16 protein-coding genes are annotated in these 21,328 nt (G+C 64.1%); 9 read left to right on the forward strand and 7 right to left on the reverse strand.

Annotated features, from left to right (window positions below):
- Nucleotides 1-9: 9 nt before the first annotated feature.
- Both AXZ77_RS08875 and AXZ77_RS08880 read right to left on the reverse strand, forming a co-directional pair.
- Entirely contained in the window at nucleotides 10-915 is a 906-nt protein-coding gene (locus tag AXZ77_RS08875) for a DMT family transporter (RefSeq protein WP_098410869.1), read from the reverse strand.
- Between the two features lie 118 nt (nucleotides 916-1,033).
- Complete coding sequence (locus AXZ77_RS08880; RefSeq protein WP_098410870.1) at nucleotides 1,034-2,131, reverse strand: hypothetical protein; 1,098 nt, start codon at nucleotides 2,129-2,131, stop codon at nucleotides 1,034-1,036.
- Between the two features lie 479 nt (nucleotides 2,132-2,610).
- On the opposite strand from AXZ77_RS08880, the gene AXZ77_RS08885 reads away from it, so the two are divergent.
- Nucleotides 2,611-3,504, forward strand: a complete 894-nt coding sequence (locus AXZ77_RS08885; RefSeq protein ID WP_176536001.1) for a GNAT family N-acetyltransferase — start codon at nucleotides 2,611-2,613, stop codon at nucleotides 3,502-3,504.
- 38 nt (nucleotides 3,505-3,542) lie between these two features.
- Here the strand turns inward: AXZ77_RS08885 and speB are convergent, their stop codons facing one another.
- Nucleotides 3,543-4,532 carry an agmatinase gene (speB, locus tag AXZ77_RS08890; RefSeq protein WP_098410872.1) on the reverse strand — a complete coding sequence of 330 codons (990 nt, stop codon included), beginning with the start codon at nucleotides 4,530-4,532 and terminating at the stop codon, nucleotides 3,543-3,545.
- Nucleotides 4,533-4,639: 107 nt separating this feature from the next.
- Here speB and AXZ77_RS08895 point away from each other — a divergent pair, with 107 nt between their 5' ends.
- Both AXZ77_RS08895 and guaB read left to right on the forward strand, forming a co-directional pair.
- Nucleotides 4,640-5,602: a tellurium resistance protein gene (locus AXZ77_RS08895; RefSeq protein WP_098410873.1), complete on the forward strand. Its 963-nt coding sequence runs from the start codon at nucleotides 4,640-4,642 to the stop codon at nucleotides 5,600-5,602.
- A 300-nt stretch (nucleotides 5,603-5,902) separates the two neighbouring features.
- Nucleotides 5,903-7,351 (forward strand): IMP dehydrogenase, encoded by a 1,449-nt coding sequence (gene guaB, locus AXZ77_RS08900; RefSeq protein WP_098410874.1) that lies wholly within the window; start codon nucleotides 5,903-5,905, stop codon nucleotides 7,349-7,351.
- A gap of 194 nt (nucleotides 7,352-7,545) precedes the next feature.
- Here guaB and AXZ77_RS08905 read toward each other — a convergent pair whose 3' ends face one another.
- Nucleotides 7,546-8,451 (reverse strand): LysR family transcriptional regulator, encoded by a 906-nt coding sequence (locus tag AXZ77_RS08905; protein ID WP_098410875.1) that lies wholly within the window; start codon nucleotides 8,449-8,451, stop codon nucleotides 7,546-7,548.
- 185 nt (nucleotides 8,452-8,636) lie between these two features.
- On the opposite strand from AXZ77_RS08905, the gene AXZ77_RS08910 reads away from it, so the two are divergent.
- From AXZ77_RS08910 to AXZ77_RS08925, 4 genes are all read left to right on the forward strand, one after another.
- On the forward strand, nucleotides 8,637-10,301 hold the full coding sequence (locus AXZ77_RS08910; RefSeq protein WP_098410876.1) for a GMC family oxidoreductase: 1,665 nt from the start codon (nucleotides 8,637-8,639) through the stop codon (nucleotides 10,299-10,301).
- 37 nt (nucleotides 10,302-10,338) lie between these two features.
- Entirely contained in the window at nucleotides 10,339-12,849 is a 2,511-nt protein-coding gene (locus AXZ77_RS08915; protein WP_098410877.1) for a CoA transferase, read from the forward strand.
- Nucleotides 12,850-13,009: 160 nt separating this feature from the next.
- The gene (locus AXZ77_RS08920; RefSeq protein ID WP_098410878.1) at nucleotides 13,010-14,656 is read left to right on the forward strand and encodes a BCCT family transporter; all 1,647 of its coding nucleotides are present in this window, start codon (nucleotides 13,010-13,012) and stop codon (nucleotides 14,654-14,656) included.
- A 253-nt stretch (nucleotides 14,657-14,909) separates the two neighbouring features.
- The gene (locus AXZ77_RS08925) at nucleotides 14,910-15,326 is read left to right on the forward strand and encodes a universal stress protein (protein ID WP_078520990.1); all 417 of its coding nucleotides are present in this window, start codon (nucleotides 14,910-14,912) and stop codon (nucleotides 15,324-15,326) included.
- A gap of 305 nt (nucleotides 15,327-15,631) precedes the next feature.
- Here AXZ77_RS08925 and AXZ77_RS08930 read toward each other — a convergent pair whose 3' ends face one another.
- The 3 genes from AXZ77_RS08930 to AXZ77_RS08940 all read right to left on the reverse strand — a co-directional run bounded on the left by AXZ77_RS08930 (nucleotide 15,632) and on the right by AXZ77_RS08940 (nucleotide 18,845).
- Nucleotides 15,632-16,681, reverse strand: a complete 1,050-nt coding sequence (locus AXZ77_RS08930) for a glycine betaine/L-proline ABC transporter ATP-binding protein (protein ID WP_098410879.1) — start codon at nucleotides 16,679-16,681, stop codon at nucleotides 15,632-15,634.
- A gap of 10 nt (nucleotides 16,682-16,691) precedes the next feature.
- Complete coding sequence (locus tag AXZ77_RS08935) at nucleotides 16,692-17,735, reverse strand: proline/glycine betaine ABC transporter permease (protein ID WP_078540496.1); 1,044 nt, start codon at nucleotides 17,733-17,735, stop codon at nucleotides 16,692-16,694.
- A gap of 114 nt (nucleotides 17,736-17,849) precedes the next feature.
- Complete coding sequence (locus AXZ77_RS08940) at nucleotides 17,850-18,845, reverse strand: ABC transporter substrate-binding protein (protein WP_098410880.1); 996 nt, start codon at nucleotides 18,843-18,845, stop codon at nucleotides 17,850-17,852.
- Between the two features lie 760 nt (nucleotides 18,846-19,605).
- Here AXZ77_RS08940 and AXZ77_RS08945 point away from each other — a divergent pair.
- Nucleotides 19,606-20,091, forward strand: coding sequence for a TrgA family protein (locus AXZ77_RS08945; RefSeq protein WP_098410881.1), 486 nt, complete (start codon nucleotides 19,606-19,608; stop codon nucleotides 20,089-20,091).
- Nucleotides 20,092-20,178: 87 nt separating this feature from the next.
- Nucleotides 20,179-21,312, forward strand: a complete 1,134-nt coding sequence (locus AXZ77_RS08950) for an NUDIX domain-containing protein (RefSeq protein WP_176536002.1) — start codon at nucleotides 20,179-20,181, stop codon at nucleotides 21,310-21,312.
- Nucleotides 21,313-21,328: the final 16 nt, after the last annotated feature.

Raw genomic sequence — 21,328 nt, forward strand, 5'->3', positions numbered from 1 at the left:
GCGCGCGCGTCACGGGGTTTTGGGACGGCGGTTCAGGATCATCAGGCCAAGCGCGAGGATCGCGAAGCCCAAGGCCTCCGCCCAGCCCAGACGTTCGCCATAGACCGCCCAACCCGCGAGGATCGCGACGGGCGGGATTAGAAGCGTCACAAGCGCGAGGTTGGCCGCCCCCGCCAGCGCGAGAATGCGGTAATAGAGAAGGTAGGCCAGCGCCGAACAGCCGAAGCCGAGCCAGAGCATCGCGATCCAGACCGAGGGCGCGTAATCGAAGCTCGGCACGCCGTCGGTGACAAGCAGGATCGGCAGGGTCCAGATCGCGCCGCCGGTGAGCATCCCGGCCGCGGCAACTTCGGGCCGTAACCCTCTGATTGCAAAGCGCGCATAGGCTCCGGCGAAGCCATAGCTCAGCGCCGCGCCCAGCACGGCGAGCTGGCCCGCCGAGGTCAGGTCGAACCCTTTCAGCGCATCCGGTCCGATCGCCACCACGACGCCTGCAAAGCCGACCGCGATGCCGGTGGCCTTGCGTGCGCTCAGCCGCTCGTCGGTAAAGACAACGGCCGCGACCAGCGCCCCGAAAATCGCGGTAGAGGCGTTCAGGATCGAGGCCAGCCCGCTATCGATATGCTTCTGCCCCCAGACGATGAGCGAGAAGGGAATGGCGTTGTTCAACAGCCCCATGATCAGGAAATGCCCGAGATAGATCGGATGCCGCGGCACCGGCAGGCGGCGCAGCGCGACATAGGCCCAGATCAGCACCGCGCCCGAGGCCACACGCAGGAAGACCACGGTAAAGACGCCCGCGCCTTCCAACGCTGCGCGGTTCGACAGGAAGGACGAGCCCCAGATCAGCGCCAGCGCCGCGAGGAGCGCCCAGGCGAGCGGGGTGAGGGATAAAGGGGCGGGTGCGTGTTTCATCGCTTCGATCTAGCGGGCGGCAGCGACGCGCACCACCCGGAACTTGCGGCATTGCCGAGGCCCCAAGAAAAAGCCCCGCACGAAGCGGGGCTTTTCCTGAAATATCAGAGGCTTGCGATCAGAAGCTAACGCCAACGCGCAGACCCGCGCCCCAACCGTCATTGCCGGAGAAGTCGGTTTGGACGCCCGGCGGAAGCGTGGTTTTCGCGTCGCCGATATCGACGTAGCGCAGACCGCCAGTGATCTTGATGTTGTCGGTCGCCTGATAGCTCGCAGCGAAGGACACCGATTTGTAACCATCGGTCGGGCCCAAGTTGCCGACGGTGCCGCCCTGGTGCTTCTCGTAGCCGAACATGATCGCGCCCGACCATTGGTCGGTAAAGCGGCGGCCCAGGCCGATGTTGTAGGTGATCGTGTTGTTCGCGTAGTCGACGAGCGAGTCACCCGAGGTCGCCATCTGGTAGCCCAGCGGGGTGATGTCGAATTGCTTCCAATGCACCCAGCGGACGGAGCCCATAACCAGAGTATCTTTCGCGATACCGGTTTGGAACTCGAGGTTCACCGATTCCGGAACCGTCGTCGAGAAGGGGGCGCTCGGCGAGCCATTCTCGGTCACGGAGAACTCGTGCTCGATCTTCGAATTGTAGGTCAGCGCCACGCGGGCGGCGATCTCGGGCTTCTCCCAAGCCGCACCGACCACATACCCGAAATCGGTCTCGTCCGACGTGGACATGGAGTAGCCGAGAGCCGGCAAGGTCACGTGCCCTTGGACGCTTTCGCTGCGCAGACCGCCATAAACCGAGACGTTGTTCGGCATTTTATAGCGTACGAGGGCGGTGACTGCGGACGATTTGATCGAGGCCTTCGAGCCTGCGATCGGGTAATCTGCAAGCGGATTGCCGGTGGCGCCTGCGGGGTAGTTCACTTTCGCGCCGACGGGCTGGTCGAAGATGACTGCGAGATCCCACTGGTCGTTGAGCTGCTGCTTGTAACCAAGGCTCACCGTGCCGTAGCCCGGAGCCATGTCGCCCGAGTTCGAGTTGTTGAGCGGGTAGGTGCCCGACACATCCGGGTTGAAACCGCCTACGCTGAATTCAGCGTAATTGCCCTGCTCGAACAGGATGCCGACCGATTGCGTCGAGCGCTCCACCCCGCCCGCATGGGCCGCGCCTGCCCCAATCGCGAGTGCGGCCATCGAAGTCATCACACGTTTCATAATGTTCCTCTTCCCTAACGTGTCCCGAAGGAGATCCAAACGTCCCGACGGAATTCCTTTTGGCGACGCTATCACCCGGAAGGTGTAAATCAATCTGCGCATCACGGTGACGTCACGTTCTGTTGCCGGCTTGCCATCAAAAACGTGTCTTCGGGGCCACTCGAAGGTGACGTTTACGTCAAGTTCTGAACTGAAAAGTTTAGAAACTCTTGGAAAGCTTGAGAATCGCGAGCAGGCCGAGCCAGAGAGCCGCGCCGAAAAGCGCGACCAAAAACGCACTCCAAAGCGTGGCGCGTGGAGCTGGCAGATGTGGCGGCCCGTCGGTCTTGCGCGCTTGCAACGATTTCCCGGGAGGCGGAGGCTGTCTGCGCTTTGCACGCGGGGGATCTTCAGGAGCGCGGGCCATTTTCGCCTCAGGGTTGTCATGTTTCGCGTCGTCATTAACCCCAGCTTAGGTAAAGCAAGCCTTAATGGCGGCGATGAAACCTATCCGTCTCACGCAATTGTCAGGCCCCGATGCGGGCTGGGATCGGGCGTTGCGCGCGCTTGCGCCCGGGCACCCGCCAGCCTTTCAGCAAGCGGCACTCTATGGGACGCTTGCTGCCGCGCGGGGGCGGCGCGTCCTGCGGCTCGAGATCACGCATGAGGGCAGTCGGATCGCACTGGCCCAGATGATCGGGCGCGGTGGGCTTTGGCTCTTGTCGCGCGGGCCGGTTTTCGCTCCGGGCCTAGATCGCTCTCTCCAAATCGCGGTGCTGCGCCGGATCGCGCGCCGATGGGGGATCACCCTTGCGACGCCGGACGCGCCGCTGGCCGGGGTCGGGCTGGTCCCGCTGATCACGTCCCGCCACCACGCGCTTTGGTCCTTGCACCCCGAGACGGAGGCACTGCGCGCCGGACTGGCCGGAAAATGGCGCAATCGCTTGGCGGCGGCGGAGCGCGCGGGGCTTCAGGTGAGGTTAGAGCCCGAGATCGACTGGCTTCTCTCCGCCGATGCCGCGCAGCAACGGGCGCGTGGCTACCGCGCCTTGCCGCCCGGCTTCACCCGCGCCTGGGCGGATCACGGTCCGGCGGATCTCCTCGCGCTGCGCATCGAGGATGCCACGGGGCAGCGCCTCGCGGGTGGCATCTTCCTGCTCCATGGCGACGGGGCGAGCTATCACATCGGCTGGACCGGGCCGCAGGGGCGCGCGTCGGGCGCGCATAATCTGATGCTCTGGCACGCGGCGCTGCGGCTGAAAGCGCGCGGCATCCGACAGCTCGATCTGGGCGCGGTGGATAGCGAGGACGGGGCAGGGCGGATGCACTTCAAACTGGGCACCGGCGCGCAGCCTCACAGCCTTGGGGCGACCCTGTGGGTGCTGCCCGGTTAACCCTTCTCCTTGAGGAAAATATCCCCGCCGGAGGCTCCTCAGCCCGCCGCAGGCGCACCGCCGGACTGTCGCGCATGGAAGATGAAGCCGAGGAAATTCAGCAGCACTTGCGCAGCAAGGATCGGGGTGGAGCCGGTGGGGTCGTAATCGGGGGCGACCTCGACCAGATCGATGCCCACGACCTCGTGCCGCTTCGCCACGCCCTGCAGGATCTCCAGCACCTCGTAATAGAGAAACCCGCCATGGCTCGGCGTCCCGGTGCCGGGCGCGATCGAGGGATCGAACCCGTCGATATCGATCGTGACATAGATCCGCGCGCCGTCCGGGATACGGGCCAGCACGCCCTCGGCCCCCAGCTTGCGGACCTGCCGCACGCTCAGGAAATCGTCGCCCATCGCGCGGGCGGCGTCATAGCCCTCCTTCGAGGTCGAGGAGACGTTGCGAATGCCGAGCGCGGTGATCCCCGAGACATACCCTTTCTCGGCGGCGCGGCGCATCGGGTTGCCGTGCCCTTGGGTGACGCCGTGCCGCTCGTCCACGAAATCGAGATGGGCGTCGATCTGCAGGATATGGATCGGGCCCTTCTCAGCGCAATCGGCCTCGAAGGCGCGGATGCAGGGGATATTGATCGAGTGATCGCCGCCGATCACCACCGGCAGCGCTCCCGCCTTCAGCATCGCCCGCACGCCGGTCTCGATATTGGCATGGCTCTTTACCGTGTCGGTATGGACGATGTCGGCATCGCCGATATCGACGATCGTGACCTCCGGCCCGAGATAGGTCGCGTCATCCTCGTGATCGTAAGCCCCGGCATGGCCGAAGGAGAACAGGGTCGAGGCCTCGCGCACCGCCCGCGGCCCGAACCGCGCGCCGGGGCGGAACTGCGTGCCGAAATCGAAGGGCGCGCCCATCACCGCCACATCGGCCTCGATCGCATCCCAATCGGCCACGTAAGCGCGCTTGCCGAAAGTGGAAATCCCCACGAAGGGCAGGTTCAGCCGCCCCGATTCATATCCATGTCCCGCCATCTTGCCTCCTGACACCCTGTCGCACCTCGGACAGCTTTTCGCCGCGCGCGAAATATTGCAAGCTTCTGCGCGACCGAAACGATTTTCCGATTGCCCGAGGAGAGCGCATGTCCTTCGCCCCGCCCAAGATGACGCCCAAGGGCCTGTTTCGCCGCACCCCGCCCGCGATGTTCCCGCCCGTGCTGGGGCTGATGGGCCTCGGGATCGCGTGGCGGCGCGGCGTCGGGCAATTCGCGCTGCCGCCCGATCTGGCGGAGCTGTTTCTGGGCGCGGTGACGCTGCTCGCGCTGTTCACGCTGATAGCCTATGGCGCGAAGGTGGTGCGGCGTCCGGGCGTGGTGTTCGAGGATCTGCGCGTGCTGCCCGGGCGCGCGGGGCTCGCCGCGGGAACGCTGACGATCTACCTGATTGCGGCTTCGCTTGCGCCTTATGGCGGGCTGGCAGCGATCGTCTTCTGGCTGGGCGTGGTCGTCCATCTGGGGCTGATTGCGGCGGTGATTTACACGCTCGCAACCGGCCCGGCGGAGCAGCGCCGCGTCAATCCGACATGGCAGCTGACCTTCTCGGGCTGGATCGTCGGCGCAGTGGCGGGGGTGATCCTCGGGCTCGATACGGTGGCGCTGGTGATGTTCTGGGTCGCGATGCTGTCGGCGGTCGTGATCTGGATGATCTCGCTGCAGCAATTCTCGCGCGAGCGCGTGCCTGCGCCGCTGCGCCCGCTGCTCGCCATTCACCTTGCGCCGGCCGCTCTGATCGGCACCGTGGCGAGCGCGTTCGGCGCGATGGGGATCGCGCAGGCGATGGCGATCCTCGCGGCGGCTTTCCTTCTGGCGCTGGTCGTGTCGATACGCTGGCTGCTCGCGGGGGGCTTCTCGCCGCTCTGGGGGGCGTTCACATTCCCGGCAGCGGCGACGGCGGGGTGCTGGCTTGCGCTTGGCGGAGTCTGGGCGCTGCCCGGCGCGCTGATGCTGACGGCGGCGACGCTGATCGTGGTGCCGATCGCGCTGAAAGTGCTGCAGCTTTGGGCGAAGGGTCAGCTTGCGATGAAGACCAACGCCGCGATTGCGTGAGGCGAGAGGGCGGCGCCCGAGCTTCGGGTGGGCGCTTTGCTCCATTGTGGCCGGGCGTTTTATCCTGCAAGCCCGTAAGTCGGATGTGCCTGCGCTGACATCGCCAATGCGCCCTCCCGGGGGGAGGGTCGGGCGCGGCCCGGGGCTGGTCGCCCCGCGCCACCGTAGGAGGCTGACACGATGGCGCTATACCCCTCGTTTGCGCACAGCGCCCTGTGCTCGCGTCCGCGAGGGGTTGCCTTCGCGTCCATTGCGTGAAACAGCAAACTGCCAAACGCATCTGGACACTGGAGACCCCCCATGCAGATTCGCGAGGCGCTCACCTTCGACGACGTTCTTCTTCTTCCCGCAGCCTCTTCGGTGCTTCCTGCAACCGCAGATGTCTCGACCCAGGTGACGAAGAAAATCCGGCTCAACATCCCGCTTCTGTCCTCCGCAATGGACACCGTCACCGAGGCGCGCATGGCGATCGCGATGGCGCAGGCGGGCGGCGTGGGCGTGATCCACAAGAACCTCACCGTCGAGCAGCAGGCCGACGAGGTCCGCCGCGTGAAGCGCTTCGAGAGCGGCATCGTCTACAACCCGATCACGCTGCGCCCCGACCAGACGCTCGCGGATGCGAAGGCTCTGACCGAGCGCTATGGTTTCTCCGGCTTCCCGGTCGTCGATGAAAACCGCCGCGTCGTGGGCATCGTGACCAACCGCGACATGCGGTTCGCCCAGAAGGACGAGACCCCGGTTTCGGTGATGATGACCACCGACCGTCTCGCGATCCTGCAAGAGCCCGCCGACCGCGCCCAAGCCATCGCGATGATGCGCGAGCGCCGGATCGAGAAGCTGCTGGTGACCGATGACGAAGGCAAGCTGACGGGCCTCCTGACGCTGCGCGACACCGAGCAGGCCGTTCTCAACCCGACCGCCTGCAAGGACGATCTGGGCCGCCTGCGCGTGGCCGCTGCGACCTCCGTGGGCGATGCGGGCTTCGAGCGCTCCGAGGCGCTGATCGACGCGGGCTGCGATATCGTGGTGGTCGACACGGCACACGGTCACAGCCAGGGCGTGATCGACGCGGTGAAGCGCATCAAGCAATTGTCGAGCGACGTGCAGGTGATCGCGGGCAACGTGGCCACCGCCGACGCCACCAAGGCGCTGATCGACGTGGGTGCCGACGCGGTGAAATGCGGCATCGGCCCGGGCTCGATCTGCACGACGCGGATGGTCGCGGGCGTGGGCGTGCCGCAGCTGACCGCGATCATGGATTGCGTGGCGGCTGCCGGCGACGTGCCGATCATCGCCGATGGCGGCATCAAGTTCTCGGGCGATTTCGCGAAAGCCATCGCGGCGGGCGCAAGCTGCGCCATGGTCGGCTCGATGATCGCGGGCACCGATGAGAGCCCCGGCGAGGTGATCCTCTATCAGGGCCGCTCATTCAAATCCTATCGCGGCATGGGCAGCTTGGGTGCGATGGCGCGCGGCTCGGCGGATCGCTACTTCCAGAAGGATGCGGCGAACGACAAGCTCGTGCCGGAAGGCATCGAGGGGCAGGTGCCCTACAAGGGCCCCGCAGGCGCGGTGGTCCACCAGCTCGTGGGCGGTCTGCGCGCGGCGATGGGCTATACCGGCTCCGCGACGGTCGCCGAGATGCGCACGAACTGCAATTTCGTCCGCATCACCGGCGCGGGCCTCAAGGAGAGCCACGTCCACGACGTCGCGATCACCCGCGAGAGCCCGAACTACCGGATCGGCTAAGGGGTCGATCGCGCACGGTTAAGATCCTCTCGGGGCGTCGGTTTCGGCTGTCGCCTTGAAGAGGGAGATGCTCGGAACAGGACAGCAGTCACTGAAGCAAGCTGATGCGGGGTTACGGCGTCTGCATCAGTTTTGCGAAATGCGATGTCTCAGCGAAGGAGGGCGGTGTGGATGCGACGCCCTCTACACAGCCATCACCAAACGCTCGAAAGCTGTTCGAAGAGGGCGGCAATTACCGGGTGATCTTTTCGGTCTTCCAGCGTCTGGATGACAAGGCATGCCGGGACGCGCAGTTCCTCACATACGGCGAGCCCGAAAGTTTGCCGTTGATGCAAGGCGACCGACTCTCGGCACAGGCTCAGTCCGACGCCCGAGCGGACCATCTCGAGCATCGAGGCTTCCTGATCGACCATCGCCACCGAATTCTGCACGCAGCCATGCGCGTCGAAAATTCGTTTCAGCAGCCGATTATGCACCGACGTCGGGGAGGTGCCGATCCAAGGCAGGCTGGCCAGCTGAGCCCAGTCTGCACCGGCGACGCGCGCGTCCCATCCGACCGGCGCAATGACGCGGTAGTCGAAGTCAGCGAGTTTCCTGCTATGCAGCGGTCGCTCTGCGGGGATGCTGTCCACCGCGTCGGGCGAGGTCAGGTAGAAGCCGACATCGATCTGCTGGCGCGTCAGTTTCTCGAGGATCTCGCCGCTGACGCCATGTATCAGTTCCGTGCTGATATTGGGGTGCTCTGCGCCAAGACGGCTCAGCAGGCGACCGAGGCGAATGAATTCCGGATCGACGATGGTGCCGATCTTCAGCTTTCCCGACACCTGACCGCACTGCTTGCTGGCGCAGCGGCGGAACTCGGCCATTGCGTTGAGCACCTGCTCGGCCTTTGGCAGCATCGCGATTCCGTCCGGAGTGAGGTCCAGACCGCGTGGCGTGCGCTTGAACAGCGTGATGCCGGTCTCTTCGCTCAGTCGCTTGATCTGATGACTGATCGCTGGCTGCGTGAGGTTGAGCACCTCCGCCGCGCGAGAGACGCTGCCCTCGCGGGCCACCGTCGCGAAGGCCAGAATACTGTTTAGGTTCGAGAATCTTTCCATATTAGGAAACCTAATATCACGCTGAAAAATTTGTCATTAGCTAATTCCACATAAGCTTCTTAGGCCTTTGCGAAGTTGCTGCGCTGGGAGGAGCGTATGGCACTCGAAAGGCCCCTGCGTGCGGGGCGTTTTTCCGGGTGTCCTGTCATCTCTGGTGCTGCGGGACAGACCAGGAGGACATAGCCATGCCGAATACTCAGACGGAGTTTGACTACATCGTGATCGGTGGGGGCTCTGCGGGATGTCTTCTGGCCAACCGGCTGAGCGCGGATCCGGCCAACCGGGTGTTGCTGCTCGAAGCGGGGAAGGCGGATACCTATCCGTGGATCCATATCCCGGTCGGCTATCTCTATTGCATCGGCAATCCGCGCACCGACTGGATGTATAACACCGAGCCCGACAAGGGGCTCAACGGGCGTATCCTGCGGTATCCGCGCGGCAAGACGCTGGGCGGGTGCTCGTCGATCAACGGCATGATCTACATGCGCGGCCAGTCGCGTGACTATGACAACTGGGCGCGGCTGAGCGGTGAGGAGGAATGGGGCTGGGAGGCCTCCCTGCGCGACTTCAAGGCCCATGAAGATCATTGCAAGCTCGATGACGGCGCCGATCCGGCGACCGGAGAGAATGGCCGGTTTTCCGATATGCACGGCCATGGCGGGGAATGGCGCGTCGAGAAGCAGCGCCTGCGTTGGGACGTGCTGGACAGTTTCGCGGATGCGGCGGTTGAGGCCGGGATCGAGAAGACGGACGATTTCAACAGCGGCGACAATGCGGGCGTTGGCTATTTCGATGTGAACCAGCGCTCTGGCTGGCGGTGGAATAGCTCGAAAGCCTTTCTGAGACCTGCGAAAGCCCGCGCCAATCTGACGGTCTGGACCGAGGCGCAGGTCGAAAAGCTCACCTTTGAGAAAGACGCGAACGGCACGCCGCGCTGCACGGGTGCCCGCGTCAATCGGAACGGGCAGAGCACGACCGTCAGCGCGAAGACTGAAACGCTGCTGTCGGCAGGCGCGATCAATTCGCCGAAGATCCTGCAGCTGTCGGGCATCGGGCCTGCGGAGCTGCTGCAATCGCATGGGATCGAGGTGCTGCGGGATGCGCCTGTGGGGGAGAACCTGCAGGACCACCTGCAGATCCGTGCCGTCTACAAGGTCAAAGGCACGCGCACGCTCAACACCCTGGCCGGAAACCTTTGGGGCAAGGCGATGATCGGCGCGGAATATCTGCTGAAACGCTCTGGCCCGATGAGCATGTCGCCCAGCCAGCTTGGCGCCTTCACGCGGTCCGATGCCGGGCGCAGCTACGCCAATCTCGAATATCACGTGCAGCCCCTCAGCCTCGAAGCTTTCGGCGAGGATCTGCATGACTTCCCGGCGATGACGGTCAGCGTCTGCAACCTCAACCCGACGAGCCGGGGCCATGTGCGCATCCGGTCGGCGAATTTCCGGGATGCGCCGATGATTTCGCCCAATTACCTCGCCACCGAGGATGACCGGAAGGTTGCCGCAGACAGCCTGCGGCAGGTGCGCGAGATCATGTCGCAGCCCGCGATGAAGGCCTACGAGCCCGAGGAATTCAAACCCGGGCCGCAATATCAAAGCGATGAAGAACTCGCCAAACTGGCCGGCGACATCGCGAACACGATCTTCCACCCTGTCGGTACGGTGAAGATGGGGCGCGCGGATGACGAAACCGCCGTGCTCGACCCGCATCTGCGCGTCAAAGGCGTCACCGGTCTGCGCGTCGTCGACGCCAGCGTCATGCCCGAGATCACCAGCGGCAACACCAATTCCCCGACCTTGATGATCGCCGAAAAAGCGGCCCGCTGGGTTCTTGCCGGCCGATAGGCCGTTGCCTTGCGTCTTTTTGCCCTCTGGAGAGAACATGCGTAAATCGTTTTCCAATCTGCCCCTGACCGGTGTCAAAGTCATCGATTTCGGGCAGTATATCGCCGGGCCCGCAGTCGCGATGCTGCTGGGCGATCTGGGGGCCACGGTCGTGCATATCGACCCGCCCGACGGCCCGATGTGGGACAGCCCGGCCAATGCCGCGCTGATGCGCAACAAGCTGATCGTGAATCTGGATCTGAAATCCGAAGACGGTCTGGCCAAGGCGCGCGCGCTTTGTGACGAGGCCGATATCATCGTCGAGAACTTCCGCCCCGGGAAGCTTGCGAAACTCGGGATCGATTTCGCCGCGATGCGCGAAGAGCGGCCCGAACTGATCACGATTTCCATTCCCGGCTTTGCCTCGAATGACGAACTCCGCCGCGAGCAGCGCGCCTTCGAGAGCGTCGTGGCGGCCAGCTCGGGCGTGTTCACCGACATGGGGCTCAACCGAGTTCTGATGGGGTTGAACCCGTCCTTCTCGCCGCTGCCGCTGTCGTCGTCCTATGCGGCGCAGATCGCCGCCTCCGCGACGGTTCTCGCGTTGCAGTCGCGCCAGTTGACGGGGCTTGGAGATCAGATCGAGGTGCCGCTCGCGGCGGCCGTGATGGAGGGTCTGTGCTACAACTCCATTCAGGTCTCCGACATGCCCAAACGCTACCTCACCCAGCGCGAGAACGAGATCGAGCGGCGCCGGATCGAAGGCCTGCCGATGAACGTGTCTTACGAGGACCTTCAGGAACTGCTCGACCCGTTCTTCCGCAGCTACATGTGCAAGGACGGGCGCATGTTCTACGTCGTCTGCCCCAGCCACAAGAACCACGCGCGCCGCTGCCTCGAGGTTCTGGGCATCTACGAGGAGATGATCGCGGAAGGCCTGCAGGAAGAGGAAAACACCTACAAGCCGCAGGCGGAGTGGAAGACCGATACCTCGCTTGGCGTCTATCCAATGCCGAAGTTCTGGGCCGACAAGCTCGCCGCGCGCATGAAGGAGGTGTTCATGACCCGCACCTCGCATGAGTGGAAGCGCATGTTCGGGCGGGCCGGGGTGCCGGGCGCGCCGCAGCGTTGGCTGCAGGAGTGGATCAACGACGAATTCGCGGAGGCCTCCGGGCTGATGATCGACGTCTGGGATCCCGAATATGGCGAGATGACCCAGCCCGGCCCGGTGGTCTGGATGGAGGAGAGCGGCGAGGAAGCCCTGACCCCCGAGCCGCGCCGGTGGGTGGAGTTCAACGAGGCGCTGAAGGTGCTGCGCAAGCTGCGCACCGACATTCCCGACCCCGAGGACGGCATCGCTCAGGAGGGCTGGCTGTCGGGCGTGCGCGTGCTGGATATGTGCAACGTGATCGCAGGGCCGCATGCGGCCAGCTATCTTGCGCGCTTCGGGGCGGAGGTGATCAAGATCGATCCGGCCCATCCGCTCTATGACAGCTGGAACACCGTGGTCTATGGCCTGAGCCAGGGGCGCGGCAAACGGTCGATCCTGGCCGATGTGAAATCCGAGCATGGACGGAAGGCTTTCGAAGATCTGGTGAAATCCGTCGACGTCATTTTCTGGAACGCGCCCGACAGCCAGATCAAGCGGATGGGGCTGGATGCCGACAGTCTGCGCAAGCTGAACCCGGAGGCGATCTTCTGCAAGCTCGACTGCTTCAGTGGCGTGCGGCGCGGGGTGCGCAGCGACTACATCGGCTATGACGATCTGGTGCAGGCGACCACCGGTATCATGCTGCGCTTCGGCGGGGCTATGGACCGGCCCGAAGAGCACGCGCATGTCGGTACGATCGACGTGATGTGCGGCTTTGGCGGGGCGCTGGCCGTGGCCGCGGCGCTTTACCAGAAACACCGGTTTGGCCGGATCGGGCGGGGGCGCACGTCGCTCAGCTCGAATAGCGGGCTGCTGCAGATCCCGTTCGCCTATGATTTCCGGGGGCGGGGGCTGTTCGACGAACCCTCGGGCCCCGAGGTCAACGGTTACGATCCGCTCAGCCGGTTCTACAGCACGGCATCGGGTATCTATATCCTGCTCAGCGCCTACGAGACGGACCTGCCGCGTTTTCGCAATGTCGAAGGGCTCGAGGACTTCCCGGATGTCCCCGAGGAAGAGCGCGCTGCGTTCCTTGCGGGCGCCTTCCAGTCGCTTCCGGCGACGGAGTGGATCGAGCGTCTGCGCGCGGCGGATATCGGCTGCGCGATCTGCCAGAATATCGACGCGCTTCGCGCCGAGAACCTGCGCGAACCCGATGGGACGCCGGGCACCGACCGGGGCAGCTATTCCTTCTCGCTCTATCACGATCACCCGAGCGGACATCAGGTCATCCAACTCGATCCCTACGCGGTAAGACCCACGCGCGGCCGGGTCTTCGCCTTGGCGCCGACGGAGAAATTCGGGTCGTCCACGCGGCAGATCTTGAATGAATTGGGCTATTCGGATTCCGCCGTGGAGAGGATGCTGAAATCCGGTCAGCTCAGCGAAAGCTGGAGTGAGGAATACCTGCCCAGCTAAGGGCAGCTCAGAGGCGTCCGCTCGAAGGGCGCCTCTTTTTTGCGCTCTAAGAAGCTGATCGCAAAGGAAAGTTTCACAATTGTTCGGGTTGGTCATGTTGAACGCAGGTTCAGCAAACGGAGGAGGCTGCCCGAACCTCAAGTGCCAGAACGGAGGAAACATGGCCAAGACACCCCCATTGATGGATTTGCATATCCCAACCGCGAGCAGCGGGTTCTATTCGGGCTTTTCCAAAAGCGTCGCGATCCCGTCGAAGATTCTTGTCAGCGCGTTGATCGTCTGGGCGCTCGCAGTGCCGCAAACCGCCGACACGGTTCTCAATGCGCTCAACGGGGCTATCCTGAAGAGTTTCGCGACCTGGTATATCTATGTCGCGGCCTCTTTCCTGATCCTATGCGTCGGTCTGGCGCTGATGCCATCCACCGGCAAGCTCAAGCTCGGACGGCCGGGCGATGAGCCGGAATTCTCGCGGTTTTCGTGGTTCTCGATGATGTTCGGGGCGGGCATCGGGATCGGGATGCTCACCTTCGCCACCGCCGAGCCGATGTATCATTTCGCGAACAACCCCAATGTCATCATGGGCCAGACCACCGGCTCGGGTGCGGATAACGTGACGGCCGCCTATGTCTGGTCTTTCCTGCATTGGGGCTTTTCCGCATGGGCCTGTTATGCGCTCGTCGGTCTGTGTCTGGCCTATTTTTCCTATCGTCGGAACCTGCCGCTGACCGTGCGCTCCGCGCTGACGCCGCTCTTCGGGTCGCGGCTGTCCGGGTTCGGCGGCCATTTCGTCGATGTCGTCGCGGTGGTCGCAACGATCCTTGGGGTCGCGCAGACGCTGGGCTTCGGCGTCGAGCAATTCGTCGCCGGTCTCGATCGCGTGGGCTTTGGCAGCTGGATCCTCAAGGCGGATGGGAGCCCTAGCACCGCCGGCATTGTCGTCGCGCTCGTCATCATTCTCGGGGCCTCGACGCTCTCCGCACTCTCGGGTGTCGGCAAGGGCATCAAATGGCTGTCGAACCTGAACATGGGCCTCAGCTTCTTCCTGTTGGCCTTCTTCATCCTCTTCGGGTCGACCTTCTTCGGTCTGCATGCGCTGTTCTCCGGCTTGCTTGCCTATGTGGAACAGCTTCCGCGCTTGCTCTTCACCGTCTGGCATCCCGACGGCACCAAGACTGGCGATGCGTTGGCCGCGTGGCAGGGCAGCTGGTCGGTCTTCTACTGGGCGTGGTGGATCGCCTTCGCGCCCTTCGTCGGTGTCTTCCTCGCACGGATCTCGCGCGGCAGAAGCATTCGGGAATACGTCATGGGCGCGGTCATCGTGCCGTCCCTGATGTGCTTCGTCTGGTTCACGCTGGTGGGCGGCACGGCGATCGACATGACGCTGAACGGCACCGCGGGCGACGCGATCTCCAGCGCGGGTCAGGAAAGCCAGCTTTTCGTGATGCTCGACCTGATCTTGCATGGCGGCGTGGCCTGGGCGATGGCGCTGATCGTCGTGGTCCTGCTGTTGACCTATCTCGTGACGACCGCGGACTCGGCGATCCTGATCGTCAACACGATCAATGCCGCGGGTGAGGAAAGCCCGAAAGGCCGTGGTCATATCGTCTTCTGGGGCGTCGCGCTCAGCTTCGTCGTGGGCGCCATGCTCCTTGTCGGAGGGCTCGAAGCGATCAAAACGGCCATGGTGATCGGCGCATTGCCATTCAGCTTCGTGATGTTCCTGATGTGCATCGCGCTCGTCAAAGCGGTGATCCGGGACGGGATCCGCGAAAGAAACGGGGTGCAGAGCATCCACGTAGCGAGCTGAGCACCGCAATCGCCCGCCGCACCACGCCAGACCAGACATCGGCGCGGCGGACGATTGGCAAAAGGGGCCGGGTGTTGCGACGAAGACCTTCTCGGGCGACCATCGCATCGATGTCGCATCGAGGCATTGGAGCGACGTATGTGCTCGATTGGAGGGCGAAAAATCGTCGTAGGGGCGGGGCACCTTCAATCCGGGTTTGCGCCCGGACGCCACGCGGTTCATTCTCCGCCTCGAATTTTCCCCGGAGGCCATCATGGCACGCCAGACAAAGCTCATCCTCTGCCCGATCAACCTGCGCCACGCTCAGGTCGAGCATCATGCCTATATGGAAGCCGTCGAGATGGCGCGGCGGCGCCGTGCGAAGCTGATCGTGGCGACGATCGCGCCCGAGATCGAGCGTAACCTCAACATTTACAACTCGGATACCTATTGGGGCCAGCAGCTGCGCAAATTCCTCAACGACAATCCCGCCAGCGGGGTGACCGAGGTCGAGATGGTCGTGCGCAAGGGCGCGGTGCATCGCCAGATCGTCAAGCTGGCGGATGAGCGCAAGGTGGACCTGATCGTGATGGAAGCGGCCAACCCGAAGGTGCAGGATTACCTTCTGGGCACCACAGCGTCTCATGTGGTGACCCATGCGGAGTGCTCGGTCTACGTCGTGCGGAGCTAAGGGCTGGCCCGGGGTACAGCTATTCCGGTCTGGCCTCTGCAGCGGCGCCCGGTACGCGGCGAAGCCGCAGGGCGCGCGCCGGCCCGTCCCGGCGGGCTGGCGCATTGGCCAACCGCGCAAGACGTTCATTCGGGAGAGGGGTTTGGCGGCCATAAAGCGCTACCGCTCACAGCTCATGATGCGCCATCCCACGGACCGGTGCGCGCCCTGCTTCCAAGGCAACCCAAGCTGATATTCGGGAAAAGTCCGCGCCTGTCGCGCGGCGGGTCGGACCCGCCCCAATGCAGGGGCGGATCCCTTTCTTCTTACCTCTTGGCGGTCTCGCCCGAGGATTGCGCGGGCACCAGCGCGCGCATGATCGAGGGCATGGTGAGGCTGCCGACCGGCTCGCCCCCCATCACCACGCGGTAGCGGCGGTCGAGCGCCCCTTCGGCCTTGGCGATGACGCTTTCGAGGTTGTCGTTGCCGTCGATATCGCCCGACATTTCGCCTTCCGGCGCGCCGCGCTCCATCACCGAGCGCACGCGCAACACGCGGGCGCGGTTGATGTCGGCCACGAAGTCCTCGATGTAGGGATCCGCCGGGTTGAGCAGGATCTCCTGCGGCTCGCCCTGCTGGACCACCCGACCATCGTTCAGGATCACCAGGTGATCGGCGAGCTTGAGCGCTTCGTCCAGATCGTGGGTGATGAAGATGATGGTCTTGTGCAGCTCGGCCTGAAGCTCGAGCAGCAGGTCCTGCATGTCGGTTCGGATCAGCGGATCGAGCGCCGAGAAAGCTTCGTCCATCAGCATGATGTCCGAGTTCGACGCCAGCGCCCGGGCGATGCCCACACGCTGCTGCATCCCGCCCGAGAGCTGGTGCGGGTGGTGATCCCCGTAGCCCCCGAGCCCGACGCGGTCGAGCCATTTCTCGGCCTCCGCGACATAGTCGGAGGCCGGGAAGCCGCGGGTGGCCAGCGCCATCGCCGTGTTCTCCGCCACCGTGCGGTGGGGCAGAAGGGCGAATTTCTGGAACACCATCGACATCCGCTCGCGCCGCAACGTGCGCAGCTGCGCCTCGTTATAGTCGAGGATGTTCTCGCCATTGACGAGAACCTCCCCCGCGGTCGGCTCGATGAGCCGGTTGAGGTGCCGGATCAGCGTGGATTTACCCGAGCCCGAAAGCCCCATGATGACGGTGATCTCACCCTCGTTCATGTCCACGTTGATGTCGTTGAGCCCGAGCACGTGATTGCGCTTCTCGAGCAGCTCCGGCTTGCCCATGCCCGCTTTGACGTCTTCGAGCGCCGCTTGCGGATCCGACCCGAAGATCTTGTAGAGGTGTCGGATCGAGACCTTGATATCTTTCGTCATGCCTGTCTCCTCACTTCCGGCTCTTGCTGGTGTCGATGCGTGCAAGCGACGCTTTCGTCACACGGTCGAGCAGGATCGCGATGATCACGATCCCGAAGCCAGCCACGAGACCCGTGCCCAGTTCGAGCGACCGGATGCCGCGCAGCACGAGCACGCCCAGACCCGGAGCCGAGACGAGCGAAGCGATCACCACCATGGCGAGGCTCATCATGATCGTCTGGTTCACGCCAGCCATGATGTTGGGCAGCGCGAGCGGGATCTGCACCCCGAACAGCTTCTGGCGCTTGGTCATGCCGAAGGCGTCGGCCGCCTCGATCACGTCGGGATCGACCAGACGGATGCCGAGATCGGTCAGGCGCACCACGGGTACGATCGCATAGAGGATGATCGCGATGCCGTAGAGCTTCGGCTCGGTGACCGAGAACAGGAAGATCAGCGGGATCAGGTAAACAAAGGGCGGCAGCGTCTGCAGCATGTCGAGGATCGGGATCACGGTGCGCTGGAGCCGGTCGCTCCGCGACATCGCAATGCCTATGGGCACCCCGAAGAGGACGCATATGAAGGCACAGACGAAGATGATCGCCAGCGTCTGCATGGCCGCCTCATAGTGATTGATGAAGGCGAGGAAGGCGATCGAGACCAGCACGAAGACCACCAGTCTCCAGGAGCGCGTCACGAGCCAGGTGATCAGCATCAGGATCGGCACCATCAGCCACCACGGCGTGTTGGTCATGATCCAGAGCATGTCGCGCAGGGCCCAGCTCAGCGGCTGGGTCAGCGGGTCCACGACGGCGCGCAGCCCGCCGCGGATCGCGAGGAACCCGTCCTCGAGGCCTTGCGTCACGTCGCGCGAGGGCGGGATCGCCCCGCAGGCCTTGTTGAGTGCGTCGAGCGAGGGGAAGGGCCAGTTCCAGAGGCTGGGGCCCTGCGTCGTGGTGCCGTCGGTCTGCGCGATCAGGTCGGCCATCGACGTCATGCCGCCGCCGCCGTCGCCGCCGGCCGAACACCAGTCCTTCAGCCCCACCGCGTTGAAGAAATTCTCGTAAGCTGCCATTGGTTTTCCGGGTCGCCGAAGGAGACCCGTCCCATATTGTTGCGTGATTGATCGAAAAAGGACGGGGCCTGTCCCGGCCCCGTCCATGTGTTGCGCGTCAGGCGCGCGTCACGATCATCCGCCGATCAGCTTCGAAAGCTTCTTCTGGGCATCGGCATCGAGCCAGTTCTTCCAGGTGTCCTGATAGTTCTTGATGAAGTAGACAGCCGTCTCTTCACCCGAGGCTTTGTTCTCGTCCTGCCAGGCGAGCAGCTTCGACATGGTGTCGGTCTTGAAGCTCATCTTCGAGAAGAACTCGGTCTCGGCCGGGTGGGTCTTCGCGAAGTCGCTCGTCACCGAGGTCAGCACCGGAGCGGCCGGGAAGTCCGAAACCTGCGGGTTCGACGCGTCCTTGTTCTGCAGATTGTCGAACTTGGCCTTGTCGTAATCGCCAAGTTTCACGCGGGTCATGTCGTAGTTGCCCATGACCACGGTCGGACCCCAGTAGTAGCCGAACCACGGCTTCTTGTCGGCGAAGGCCGAACCGATCGACGAGGCGAGCGTCTGGCCGGAGCCGTGGTTGAACACCTTGATGCCCGAGCTCTCGAGGTCGAGCGCCTTGATCAGATTGTCGCTCACGACGCGGCAGCCCCAGCCGTCGGGGCAGTTGTTGAACGTGCCGCCGACCCATTCGGGGTGCGCCATGACGCCCTCGATGGTCTTCAGCTCGGGGTGCTCTTTGGCGAGGTAGGTGGGGATCCACCAGCCTTCGACGCCACCCGGCTGAAGCGTCTTGGCGACGCGCTTGATCTTGCCTTCGCTCTCGAGCTTCTTGTAGGCATCGCCGGCCGAGTTCAGCCACAGGTTGGTGACGACGTCGGGGCGGCCGTTTTCGGCGATCGAGGTAATCGCGGGAATCGTGTCGGATTTGACGAGGCTGGTGTTGCAGCCATAGCCCTGATCCAGCATGAACTTCGCGATGTTGGTGGTGACCTCGGCGGCAGCCCAGTTCATCTGGGCGATCGAGATGTCACCGCATTGCTCGGCAGCGCGGGCGGTGCCCGTCTGTGCCGCAAAGCCAGTCACCATAGCCGTCGCACCGGCGACCGCGAGAAGTGTCGTCTTCCGCATATGTTTTCCTCTCATCCGTTGGATTGTTTACGATCGTGCTCGGATCGCATTCGCGTTGCGCGTGATAAGACCGTCAGACCTCCCCGCGCGGGCGTGCATCCACCCGGGGGAGCGTCGCGGCTCATCGTCGACATTCAGGTTGCGCAGTGCACGCGAATGCGCCCTCTCGACGATTGCCGCAAACGGTATCGTCCGCATCCCCGATCAGCAATCGTCCGCCAGTCACATTAATTTGAGAAAAGCGTCATGGAACCCAATGATTACTTGAGGAAAACCTGTTAATCGCGGCGTGACGTCGGCCATCGGGCGGCGCGACGGGCTACCCTCCGAGACGGTGTCTGACTGGGGGTTCGGGCGCATCATCCGGCGAGGTTTTTGCGACGGGCTACATCGCTTCGATCTGCGGCTTTGCGACAGGTCACCAGCCCTCAAGTTCCTCCAATGCGGCCATTTTCGAGAACTCAGCTTCGGCGCGGCGGCAGGGGAGTGAGGCGCGAAAAACCGGCCCTGTTTTCGACGTCTCGCCGCGCCACTGTTTTCGCGGAAATCAGGCTTTGCGGATGTCACGCGGATAGTAGTAGATCGGCAAAGTTCTCTCCGGGGGTGGCAATCCTTGCTCTCGGGCGCGGCGGATTGGGGGCGCGTGGGTCGGTTTTGTCGCACGTTACGCAACGTCATCTTTTCATAGTTTCGCCGTAATCCGGCGTTAACCAGAGGGGATCACCCTCAGCCCTCGACGGTTTCGAGATGGAGGCCCGGCATGATGCAACGAATCGCGGTGCGCAATTCTCAGGCGCAAATCCCAACTCTCGCGAAGCTTTTCGCGGCGCTGGCGCTTGGGGCGACCGGGGTCTTCGCCGCGCAACAGATCACGCCTGCGATCCCGGCCGGTGTCGACGGGGCGAAAGAGCTCTGGCTGATCATGGGCTCCTTCGGGCTTCTTGTCGGCTGGCGCGTCGTGGGCCTGTCGGCGGGACGGCGCTGGGTCGATGCGATCAATGACGGGCTGCGCGGCGGGATCTACGTCTTGCTGTGGACCTTCTCCTTCCTCGGCGCGATGCAGATGCTGAAACTGGCGCTGCGGATGCGCTATGACGATGTGCTCTCCGCCGTGACCGACGTCATCGGGCAGGGCGCGGCGATCGGGGTCGCGTCGCTCGGGATCATGCCGGTCGTGACGCTGGGCCTGGGCGCAGTGGGGGCGGGGCTCCTGTCGGAGTTCGCGCATCGCCGCTTCGGCCGCTGATCGCCGATCACACCATTCCCTCCGCTTGACATCGCGCGCCTGCCTTGCAGGTTGAGGCGCATGATGCGCCAAGCTGCGGGGACGGTCATGCAACCACATTTCTTTTACGGCACGCTGTGTCATCCGCCTCTGTTGGAGGCGGTCATCGGACGTGTGCCGCAGCTCGTTCCGGCGCGGCTGGAGGGCTTTGCCCCGCATGAGGCCTGTCGCGAGGGGCAGGGCTTGGGCTTTCCGATCCTGATCGCGACACCCGGCGCAGTGACGCGCGGCGTTGTGGCCGATTTGACCGAGGCCGAGGCCGAGCGCATCGCATGGTACGAGGATGGCTACGACGCCGATTTCCGCGAACTCGAGACCGGATCGGGGCCGCGCGAGGCGAAGCTGTGGCTGCCGAAAGCGGGTCGCTGGGATGTGGGCGACGCGTGGACCCTTGGAGACTGGGCGCCGAAATGGGCCGCTCTGAAGACCGAGGCCGCGCGGCTCTTCATCGCCGAGGCGCAGGCCATGGGGCCCGACGCCGCCAATGCGCGCTATCACGCGATCCTCGTGCGCGCGGCTTCTACTTTACGCGCGCGCGCGACCCCGATGGCGCAGCATTTGCGCCGGGATCTGCATGAGGGCGACATCAAGATCGACGCGCAACAGACTGCTTACGCGAAGTTTTTCGCGGTCGAGGACTACAAGCTGGAACATCGGCTGTTCGCCGGCGGGATGAGCGCCAAGCTCGATCGGGCGGCTTTCGTCTCGGGCGATGCGAGCGTCGTTCTGCCTTACGATCCGGTGCGCGACCGGGTGATGCTGATCGAACAGATCCGCACCGGACCGCTGGCGCGGGGCGAGCCGAACCCGTGGATGATCGAGGCGATCGCGGGCCGGGTCGATCCCGGCGAGACACCCGAGGAGGCGGCGCTGCGCGAGGCCGGTGAGGAGGCCGGGATCACGATTGCGCGCCTGATCGAGGCGCCGCGCTACTACCCGTCGCCCGGTGCGAAAAGCGAATTCGTCTATTCCTATATCGGGATCGCTGATCTGCCCGACGAGGCTGCACAGCTTGGCGGCAAGGCCGATGAGCACGAAGATATCCGCGCGCATCTGGTGCCCTTCGAGCGCTTGATGACGCTGGTTGCGACCGGCGAGGCGGGCAATGCGCCGCTGGTCGTGCTCGCGCTCTGGCTTGCCGGGCAGCGCGCCGCACTGCAGCGGATGGCTGGCGTCGCGTAATCACGGGGTTGAGGTG

The organism is Thioclava sp. ES.031 (genome assembly GCF_002563775.1).
Lineage (GTDB): Bacteria > Pseudomonadota > Alphaproteobacteria > Rhodobacterales > Rhodobacteraceae > Thioclava.

What these genes read in the sequence shown, in the direction of transcription:
- AXZ77_RS08885 (WP_176536001.1), top strand. Translation starts at nt 2,611, where the DNA reads ATGAAACCTATCCGTCTCACGCAATTGTCAGGCCCCGATGCGGGCTGG.
- AXZ77_RS08895 (WP_098410873.1), top strand. Translation starts at nt 4,640, where the DNA reads ATGTCCTTCGCCCCGCCCAAGATGACGCCCAAGGGCCTGTTTCGCCGC.
- AXZ77_RS08905 (WP_098410875.1), bottom strand. Translation starts at nt 8,451, where the DNA reads ATGGAAAGATTCTCGAACCTAAACAGTATTCTGGCCTTCGCGACGGTG.
- AXZ77_RS08950 (WP_176536002.1), top strand. Translation starts at nt 20,179, where the DNA reads ATGCAACCACATTTCTTTTACGGCACGCTGTGTCATCCGCCTCTGTTG.
- AXZ77_RS08925 (WP_078520990.1), top strand. Translation starts at nt 14,910, where the DNA reads ATGGCACGCCAGACAAAGCTCATCCTCTGCCCGATCAACCTGCGCCAC.
- AXZ77_RS08880 (WP_098410870.1), bottom strand. Translation starts at nt 2,131, where the DNA reads ATGAAACGTGTGATGACTTCGATGGCCGCACTCGCGATTGGGGCAGGC.
- guaB (WP_098410874.1), top strand. Translation starts at nt 5,903, where the DNA reads ATGCAGATTCGCGAGGCGCTCACCTTCGACGACGTTCTTCTTCTTCCC.
- AXZ77_RS08920 (WP_098410878.1), top strand. Translation starts at nt 13,010, where the DNA reads ATGGCCAAGACACCCCCATTGATGGATTTGCATATCCCAACCGCGAGC.
- AXZ77_RS08930 (WP_098410879.1), bottom strand. Translation starts at nt 16,681, where the DNA reads ATGACGAAAGATATCAAGGTCTCGATCCGACACCTCTACAAGATCTTC.
- AXZ77_RS08940 (WP_098410880.1), bottom strand. Translation starts at nt 18,845, where the DNA reads ATGCGGAAGACGACACTTCTCGCGGTCGCCGGTGCGACGGCTATGGTG.
- AXZ77_RS08910 (WP_098410876.1), top strand. Translation starts at nt 8,637, where the DNA reads ATGCCGAATACTCAGACGGAGTTTGACTACATCGTGATCGGTGGGGGC.
- AXZ77_RS08915 (WP_098410877.1), top strand. Translation starts at nt 10,339, where the DNA reads ATGCGTAAATCGTTTTCCAATCTGCCCCTGACCGGTGTCAAAGTCATC.
- AXZ77_RS08875 (WP_098410869.1), bottom strand. Translation starts at nt 915, where the DNA reads ATGAAACACGCACCCGCCCCTTTATCCCTCACCCCGCTCGCCTGGGCG.
- AXZ77_RS08935 (WP_078540496.1), bottom strand. Translation starts at nt 17,735, where the DNA reads ATGGCAGCTTACGAGAATTTCTTCAACGCGGTGGGGCTGAAGGACTGG.
- speB (WP_098410872.1), bottom strand. Translation starts at nt 4,532, where the DNA reads ATGGCGGGACATGGATATGAATCGGGGCGGCTGAACCTGCCCTTCGTG.
- AXZ77_RS08945 (WP_098410881.1), top strand. Translation starts at nt 19,606, where the DNA reads ATGATGCAACGAATCGCGGTGCGCAATTCTCAGGCGCAAATCCCAACT.